Raw genomic sequence first — 7,917 nt, forward strand, 5'->3', positions numbered from 1 at the left:
TTTAACCTCAATGTTTATTTTTACCTAAAATTTAATTTATGAAATTATCAGAGGAAGAAATACTAGCAAAATGTGCGGTTATGTGCAAAAATACATTAATGGAGACATTAGATATTTCTTTTTGTGAAGTTGGTAAAGATTATTTGGTAGCCAAAATGCCGGTAACTCCAAAAGTACATCAACCGGATGGAGTATTGCATGGAGGAGCAATGGTTGCGTTGGCAGAAAGTGTAGGTAGCGCGGCATCACATATTTTTTTAGATACAGATAAATTTTATATTAGAGGTTTAGAGATTTCTGCTAATCATGTAAAAAGTATTCGTGAAGGTTTTGTCTACGCTAAAGCTGAAATTGTACATAAAGGAAGAACCACTCAGCTTTGGGATATAAAAATACGCAATGAAGAAGGAAACTTAATTTCCATTGTAAAATTAACAACAATTGCATTAGCAAAATCTTAGATCAAATGGATGTTTCAGCTTTATATCTGAAAATCCAATCACAGTTGGATCAGCAATTACCATTAGTAATTTATAAAAAACCGGGAGAAAATAAAGTAAATAGTTTTTTACAGGAGGATGCTATTTTACATGAAGTAAGATCTTATGAAACACCTGGTTTTGTATTTGCTCCTTTCCATAGTGATGAAAAAACAATTCTTATTCCTGAAGCCAAAAGTGTTTTTTTAAGAGCAACTATTTCTATAGATACTAAAAAGCAACTATATTTTGAAAATAACTTCTCTAATAGTAAAGAAGATCAAACGTCTGAAAATGATCATATAGTTTTAGTACAAAAAGGGATAGATGCTATTTCTAATAATTTGTTTAAGAAAGTAGTACTTTCCAGAAAAGAAGAAATACTTTTTACAGAAGAAAAACAACCATTGGAAGTTTTTCAAGGTTTAATTCATACATATCTAAATGCTTTTGTGTACTGTTGGTATCATCCAAAGGTAGGAACTTGGTTAGGAGCCACACCTGAAACATTGCTTACTGTTAAAGGAAATAATTTTTCGACAATGGCATTGGCAGGTACACAACCCTATGTTGACTCCATGAAAGTTTCTTGGGGAACAAAAGAAATAGAAGAACAGGCTATGGTCACAGAGTTTGTTTTGGAAGAATTAGCGAAAAAAGTAAAGACTATTGAAAAGTCTAAAGCATATACATATAAGGCGGGCAGCTTATTACATCTAAAAACCGATATTACAGGAATCTTGAAAAATGTACAATCTAATGTAAAAGATATTGTTGAAGTTTTGCATCCAACACCCGCAGTATGTGGTTTGCCTAAAAAACAAGCCAGGTCCTTTATCTTAGAACATGAAAGTTATTCGAGAAAATATTATACCGGATTTTTAGGAGAATTGCATATTGCTAATGAAAATAGTTCTGAAAGTAATTTATTTGTAAATCTAAGATGTATGGAGTTTTATAATAATAAAGCAATACTATACGTAGGAGGAGGAATTACCAAAGACTCTATTCCTGAAAAAGAGTGGGAGGAAACCGTAAGAAAGACCGAAACGATGAGAAGAGTTTTATAGGTTTATCAAAGTGTAATTGTTTAGAGATTAATCAATCTCTTTTTCCAAGTGCCAAATTTTTGAAACTATTTGCCAGCCATTTTCTCCATTTACAAAAGCAAGGTGATCAACAAATACATTCTTATGTGCTCTTATCCTGATTTTTACAGTTGTGCAATGAGAAGATAGCCAATCAATCATTAAAATTTCTGCTTCGGGCTTTTGTCCTGCAGCTGATGGAGATAATCTGCCTCCAACATCTTTACTAAAACTGTCTATAGGTTCAACAAAAATCTTTCCTTGGTCTACATCAAATAAACTAGAGCTTTTATGAAATACTTTGTTTAATAATTTAGTATTACAATAGTAAAGAGCGTCAAAGTACATTTGTATAGCACTTAGCAATTCTGTTGTTGAATTCGTTTTTTGCTTTTGCATAATTTCTAAGATTTAATTTTTGTCAAATGTAGTTCGATTGTTGTATGGCGTTAAACCTTAAGATTGAGACTTTTTGATGTTTAGCTGAATTTTTTTCAACTACATTATAAGTTGTGAATAGTTAACTTTGTGATGTATGGAAATCAAATATTTTAGATTGATAAAAACAATTGTAGAGGAGGGAAGTATTGCTAATTCTTCCGAAAAATTGTTTTTAACACAATCTGCTTTAAGTCATCAGTTAAGAGAGTTGGAAGGAAGGTTAGGCTTTAAGGTTTTTCTTAGAACTCGAAATAAATGGAAATTAACAGAGGAAGGTTATGAACTCTATACTTTAGGGAACTCAATTCTGGAAAGTATTGAAAAAGGTTTTCAAAATATTAAACAGTTACAGGCGGGTTCTGTTGGTACTATAAAAGTAAGTACAGAATGTTATAGTTTTTATCAAGGTCTTTCTGCTTTTATTCAAAAAATGGGATTGTTGTATCCAGAAATAAATGTTGATTTGATACTTGAAGCAACACATCAGCCAATTTCCAAAATTTTGTCAAATGAAATAGACATTGCAATAGTTACCTCCAAACCGCAAAATGAGACTTTGTCAAGTATTGAGATTTATGAAGATGAGATTTTTGCAATTACCCATAAAGAAAACCTACTTGGAGCTATTGATTTTTTAGATGCAGAGTTTTTTTCAAAAACACATTTAATAATTCATTCTTTTCCTTTGGAAACAGTTTCTGTCTATGAGCAATATTTAAAGCCCAATAGAATTCATCCCTTAAAAATATCAGCTGTTCCATTAACCGAAGTTGCTTTGGAAATGGTAGCTGCTAATATGGGAATCATGTGTATGCCAAAATGGACGCTAAAATCTTTTAAATTATCAAAAGATTTGACTTTTAAAAGGATTGGTGAAAATGGTTTAAAAAGAACACATCATTTAGTATATCGTACATCAGATATATCAAAAAAATATATCCATGATTTTATTTCAAATTTTGAAGATAATTTTTCGAAGATTTGACATCTTTGCTCTTTGTAAGTGAAATGAGAGAACTTTAAATCAGCTATCCTTAGGTAATATCGAGCATTTAATGAAAATGCAGTTTTGAGGTTTCTTAGTAAGTGTTGGATAACTAAACCTCAAAATGTAAATTAAAATACATTAAAACACTGGCTTTACTTCTCGCTATATTGTAATTTAGCTGCTCGAATGAAGAAACGTTTATATTCCAAAATTCCTTTATCACAAACTATTGTTGCTTTATGTGAAGCAAAAGGAATTCATCATGTAGTTATATCGCCAGGTTCAAGAAATGCACCTTTAACCATTGGGTTTACGGAAAATCCAGAAATGCATTGTTATAGCATTGTTGATGAAAGATGCGCTGCCTTTCTTGCTTTAGGAATAGCACAACAAATCCAAAGACCTGTCGGACTAATATGTACTTCTGGTAGTGCATTACTTAACTATTATCCTGCAATTTCAGAAGCTTTTTATAGTGATATTCCATTGGTAGTTTTAAGTGCGGATCGTCCTGTCGAACGTATTGATATCGGAGATGGACAGACAATACGTCAAAAAAATGTTTTTGATAATCATATTTTGTATTCAGCTAACTTATATTCAGAAATTGTTCCAGAAACAGAAGTAGTGGATATTAAGGTAAAACAGAAACAACATGAAGCTCAAAAACATAATGAAAGAGAAATTAATTTAGCATTAAATGCTGCAATACAAGGAAATGGACCTGTTCATATTAATGTTCCGTTTTATGAGCCATTATATGATACCATTTCTGAACCTACAATTTCACCAAAAAATATTCCTGTTGAATCTATAGAACATCGTATTTCTGAACAGCTCTATACTAATATGTTAGAGGAGTGGAACGGAGCTAAACAAAAACTTATATTAATAGGGGTTAATCATCCTGATAGTATTGATCAGAGATGGATTGATTATTTGGCTAAAGATCCTTCTGTATTAGTTTTAACCGAAACTACGTCAAATATTCATCATCATACCCATATTAATTGTATTGATCAGCTTATTACTTCATTAAATGAAGAAGAGTTTGCAAGATTACAACCTGATGTATTACTGACATTCGGAGGTATGGTTGTTTCTAAAAGAATTAAAGCCTTTTTGAGAAAATATCAACCAAAAGTTCATTGGCATGTTGATGAGAAAAAAGCGTATGATACTTATTTCTGTCTAACGGAACATATTAAAATGAATCCAGATAAGTTTTTATCTGATTTTTTACCAAATACTCGAATCATTGAAAATGATTATAAATCTTATTGGATATCCATAAGAGAACAGCGACGATTGAAGCATAGTGAGTATGTTAAAAAAATACAGTTCACTGATTTAAAAGCATTTGAAAGTATATTTAATTTGATTCCTGATGCTCAAATGATTCAGTTGAGCAATAGCTCTACTGTGCGATATGCACAGCTATTCTCTTTGAATCCTACATTTAAAGTATTTTGTAATCGAGGAACAAGTGGTATAGATGGAAGTACATCAACAGCAATTGGAGCTGCAGTTGCTTCAGGAGTCCCTACTACTTTGCTTACAGGTGATTTAAGTTTCTTTTACGATAGTAATGGGTTATGGAATAATAATATTCCATCAAATTTTAAAATTATTCTGATCAATAATGGAGGTGGTGGAATTTTTAGAATTTTACCTGGCAAGTCCGAAAGTGATAATTTTAGTACTTACTTCGAAACGAAACATGATTTAACCGCCGAACAGTTATGTACAATGTTTCATATTGGGTACGCTAAAGCTGATGGATTGGATACTTTGGAAGAAGAAGTTAAAAAGTTATACAATAATAATGAGTCTCCTCAATTATTAGAGGTTTTTACACCTAGAAAAATAAATGATAGTGTTTTAATCGATTATTTTAAGCATTTTATCTAAAAAATCGATTTTATTATAATTTATAAATGAATAATTCATTTATAAATAGATTATATTTGAGATAACATAATAAATTAACTAAAACCTAAAACATTATCATTTTATGAGCAAGAGAGACGATTTAATTGCTAAGTACGCAGCTGACATTAAAGATAAAATAGGACAAGACGCAGATATGGATCTTTTAACAAAAGTTACTATTGGTTGTGGTCCTTCTATTTATAATGCAGATGCCTCTACGGTTTCTGGAAGTGATCAGTCAGAATTGGATACTGTAAAGAATAATTTTCTTATTAAAAAATTAGGTCTTTCGGATGGTGACAAATTAGATGAAGCAATTGCTTCTGTTATGGAAGCTTATGGTAAATCTAACAGAAATAAGTACAGAGCAGTGGTGTACTATCTTTTGACAAAGCATTTCGGAAAAGAGGCTATTTATAATTAAAAGTATTTAAAACAAAATAAAAAAAGGTGTTCTGTTAAAGAACACCTTTTTTTATTTTAATCTACTAAAGGTAGATTAAAAAAGTATCTTTGCGCAAAATATTAGATGATGCTTAAACTTGGTGAATACAATACACTAGAATTTGTGAGAGAAAGAGATCAGGGAGTGTATCTTAGTGATCAAGAAGGGAATGAAGTTTTGTTACCTAATAAATATGTTCCAAAAGAGTTTATGATTCGTGATGAGATCAAAGTATTTGTATATCTCGATCATGAAGAACGAATAGTAGCTACGACTTTAGAACCCTATGCTACTGTAAATTCTTTTGCATATCTAAAGTGTACAACGGTTTCCGAAATTGGTGCTTTCATGGATTGGGGTTTAGAGAAAGAGCTTTTCATTCCGTTTAGAGAACAAGCTTCAAAAATGAGAGTGGGTAGTTGGTATTTAGTATATGTTTATTTGGATAAAGAAACGAATAGGCTAGTAGGATCTAGCAAAACAAATTCTTTTTTAGATAATTCATTGGTACTGTTGTCATCATATGATGAAGTAGATCTAATTGCTTCTCACCCTTCTCCTCATGGATGGAATATGATTGTGAATCAGAAACATCTTGGTTTGGTATATCAAGATGAGATTTTTCAGAAGTTAACTACTGGTGATCAGTTAAAAGGATTTGTGAAAAAAGTACGACCTGATGGAAAAATAGATCTTACATTACAGCGTCATGGCTATAGGTCTATAGAACCTAATGCTCAGCAAATACTTCAAGAATTGAAATTACAAGGAGGGTTTATAGATTTAAACGATAAATCTGATCCAAATGATATTAAAGAAGTTTTTCAATTAAGTAAAAAGAGCTTTAAAAAAGCTATAGGGTCTTTATACAAGGCAAAAAAAATAGTGATAGAAAAAGATGGTATCCGTTTAATAGATTAAGAAATCTAGTTTATGGGAATAAAATATCTTCTAGTAAGTTAAGGGAACCCCAGTGACTGGACAGTAAATTCCAGTATAAGTGCTAGCATCTCTGTAAGCAGTATTTTTAATTCCGCCGTTACTAGTATTGGAACTGTTATATCCACCATTTCCAGTAATAGAAACTCTTAAAGCACCTTGTTGAACAGCAGTTGGAAATGCAATATTATATTCTGATTGAACAAATTTGTTTTCAGGAAGCAATAAAATAGGAGTTTCATTATCCAGATGTTGCTTACGGATGTCAACTGCCAAGTTTATTTCCATAAGTTGATAGTTTCCAGTGGCTATAATTTGTCTTATATAGGATAATGCAGGTGTAATTTCTTGATGCTCTAATGAGTATTTAGAATTATTCTCAGAAAACTTAGCCTCCAATGCTTCCCATGTTACTTTGATCATTGGTTTTTCTTGACCAAACGATGAGAAACTACAAACACTTAAAAGTAATACAATAAAAAACCTCATAACTATAACTATCTGTTCTGGTCTAAGATATCAAAAATCGTGCAAAACTATTGTTAATTTACATAAAACATATAAAAATATTGTTGTTTTAACCTGATTTAACTGCTAAAAGTATATAGTCCGATACAATATATTATCTTATTTTTGATAGCACAAAAAAAGATATAATGAGTTCAATAAACTGGAAAACTGCAAAAGAATATCAAGATATAACATACAAAAAGGCAAATGGTGTAGCTAGAATTGCATTTAATAGACCAAACGTTCGGAATGCTTTTAGACCAAATACAACTAGTGAGTTATACGATGCATTTTATGATGCGCAAGAAGATACTTCAATAGGAGTAGTATTATTATCTGCAGAAGGTCCATCTACCAAAGATGGTGTTTATAGTTTTTGTAGTGGAGGTGATCAAAAAGCTAGAGGTCATCAAGGATATGTAGGACAAGATGGGATGCATAGACTAAATATTTTGGAAGTACAACGTCTGATTCGTTTTATGCCAAAGGTTGTTATTGCTGTAGTTCCTGGATGGGCAGTAGGAGGAGGACATAGCCTTCATGTAGTTTGTGATCTTACTTTAGCTAGTAAAGAACATGCTATTTTTAAGCAAACTGATGCAGATGTAACCAGCTTTGATGGAGGATATGGGTCAGCATATCTGGCTAAAATGGTCGGACAGAAAAAAGCGCGAGAAATTTTCTTCTTAGGTAGAAACTATTCTGCTCAAGAAGCTTATGAAATGGGTATGGTAAATGCAGTTATTCCTCATGAAGAATTGGAAGATACAGCATATCAATGGGCACAAGAAATTTTGGAGAAATCTCCGACATCTATTAAAATGTTGAAGTTTGCAATGAATTTAACTGATGACGGAATGGTGGGTCAACAAGTATTTGCTGGAGAAGCAACAAGACTAGCATATATGACTGAAGAAGCTAAAGAAGGTAGAGATGCATTTTTGGAAAAAAGAAAGCCAAATTTCAAGAATGTTAAATGGATACCTTAATGTTTTTATAATACACATTAATTTATTTTCAAAGAATAACTAAAATTTAATCTGTGAAAGATAAGGAAGACGAATTATTATCGGTTCAATATAGGATCGAAAAATC

At 31.5% G+C, this 7,917-nt stretch carries 9 protein-coding genes; 7 read left to right on the forward strand and 2 right to left on the reverse strand.

Going from position 1 to position 7,917, the window contains the following annotated elements:
* Positions 1–38: 38 nt before the first annotated feature.
* Entirely contained in the window at positions 39–461 is a 423-nt protein-coding gene (locus tag GBO31_RS17190; protein WP_219009633.1) for a PaaI family thioesterase, read from the forward strand.
* A gap of 5 nt (positions 462–466) precedes the next feature.
* Positions 467–1,549: a chorismate-binding protein gene (locus GBO31_RS17195; protein WP_219009635.1), complete on the forward strand. Its 1,083-nt coding sequence runs from the start codon at positions 467–469 to the stop codon at positions 1,547–1,549.
* A 27-nt stretch (positions 1,550–1,576) separates the two neighbouring features.
* On the opposite strand, the gene GBO31_RS17200 is transcribed toward GBO31_RS17195, so the two are convergent.
* Entirely contained in the window at positions 1,577–1,966 is a 390-nt protein-coding gene (locus GBO31_RS17200; protein ID WP_219009637.1) for a nuclear transport factor 2 family protein, read from the reverse strand.
* A 136-nt stretch (positions 1,967–2,102) separates the two neighbouring features.
* On the opposite strand from GBO31_RS17200, the gene GBO31_RS17205 reads away from it, so the two are divergent.
* The 4 genes from GBO31_RS17205 (at position 2,103) to GBO31_RS17220 (ending at position 6,294) form a co-directional block, all read left to right on the forward strand.
* Complete coding sequence (locus GBO31_RS17205) at positions 2,103–2,993, forward strand: LysR family transcriptional regulator (RefSeq protein ID WP_219009639.1); 891 nt, start codon at positions 2,103–2,105, stop codon at positions 2,991–2,993.
* A 189-nt stretch (positions 2,994–3,182) separates the two neighbouring features.
* On the forward strand, positions 3,183–4,907 hold the full coding sequence (gene menD, locus GBO31_RS17210; protein WP_219009641.1) for a 2-succinyl-5-enolpyruvyl-6-hydroxy-3-cyclohexene-1-carboxylic-acid synthase: 1,725 nt from the start codon (positions 3,183–3,185) through the stop codon (positions 4,905–4,907).
* A gap of 103 nt (positions 4,908–5,010) precedes the next feature.
* Positions 5,011–5,352, forward strand: coding sequence for a DUF2853 family protein (locus tag GBO31_RS17215; RefSeq protein ID WP_219009642.1), 342 nt, complete (start codon positions 5,011–5,013; stop codon positions 5,350–5,352).
* A gap of 108 nt (positions 5,353–5,460) precedes the next feature.
* Positions 5,461–6,294: a CvfB family protein gene (locus tag GBO31_RS17220; protein WP_219009650.1), complete on the forward strand. Its 834-nt coding sequence runs from the start codon at positions 5,461–5,463 to the stop codon at positions 6,292–6,294.
* Between the two features lie 30 nt (positions 6,295–6,324).
* Here GBO31_RS17220 and GBO31_RS17225 read toward each other — a convergent pair whose 3' ends face one another.
* A complete protein-coding gene (locus GBO31_RS17225) occupies positions 6,325–6,801 on the reverse strand; it encodes a hypothetical protein (protein WP_219009644.1) in 477 nt (158 codons plus the stop codon).
* A gap of 167 nt (positions 6,802–6,968) precedes the next feature.
* Between GBO31_RS17225 and GBO31_RS17230 the strand changes: the two genes are divergently transcribed.
* Positions 6,969–7,811, forward strand: coding sequence for a 1,4-dihydroxy-2-naphthoyl-CoA synthase (locus tag GBO31_RS17230; RefSeq protein WP_219009646.1), 843 nt, complete (start codon positions 6,969–6,971; stop codon positions 7,809–7,811).
* Positions 7,812–7,917 lie beyond the last annotated feature (106 nt).

It is taken from the genome of Aquimarina litoralis, assembly GCF_019295435.1.
Classification (GTDB): domain Bacteria; phylum Bacteroidota; class Bacteroidia; order Flavobacteriales; family Flavobacteriaceae; genus Aquimarina; species Aquimarina litoralis_A.

Excerpts from the sequence above, each read along its gene's own strand:
- GBO31_RS17190 (WP_219009633.1), top strand. The coding sequence starts at position 39 with ATGAAATTATCAGAGGAAGAAATACTAGCAAAATGTGCGGTTATGTGC.
- GBO31_RS17195 (WP_219009635.1), top strand. The coding sequence starts at position 467 with ATGGATGTTTCAGCTTTATATCTGAAAATCCAATCACAGTTGGATCAG.
- GBO31_RS17200 (WP_219009637.1), bottom strand. The coding sequence starts at position 1,966 with ATGCAAAAGCAAAAAACGAATTCAACAACAGAATTGCTAAGTGCTATA.
- GBO31_RS17205 (WP_219009639.1), top strand. The coding sequence starts at position 2,103 with ATGGAAATCAAATATTTTAGATTGATAAAAACAATTGTAGAGGAGGGA.
- menD (WP_219009641.1), top strand. The coding sequence starts at position 3,183 with ATGAAGAAACGTTTATATTCCAAAATTCCTTTATCACAAACTATTGTT.
- GBO31_RS17215 (WP_219009642.1), top strand. The coding sequence starts at position 5,011 with ATGAGCAAGAGAGACGATTTAATTGCTAAGTACGCAGCTGACATTAAA.
- GBO31_RS17220 (WP_219009650.1), top strand. The coding sequence starts at position 5,461 with ATGCTTAAACTTGGTGAATACAATACACTAGAATTTGTGAGAGAAAGA.
- GBO31_RS17225 (WP_219009644.1), bottom strand. The coding sequence starts at position 6,801 with ATGAGGTTTTTTATTGTATTACTTTTAAGTGTTTGTAGTTTCTCATCG.
- GBO31_RS17230 (WP_219009646.1), top strand. The coding sequence starts at position 6,969 with ATGAGTTCAATAAACTGGAAAACTGCAAAAGAATATCAAGATATAACA.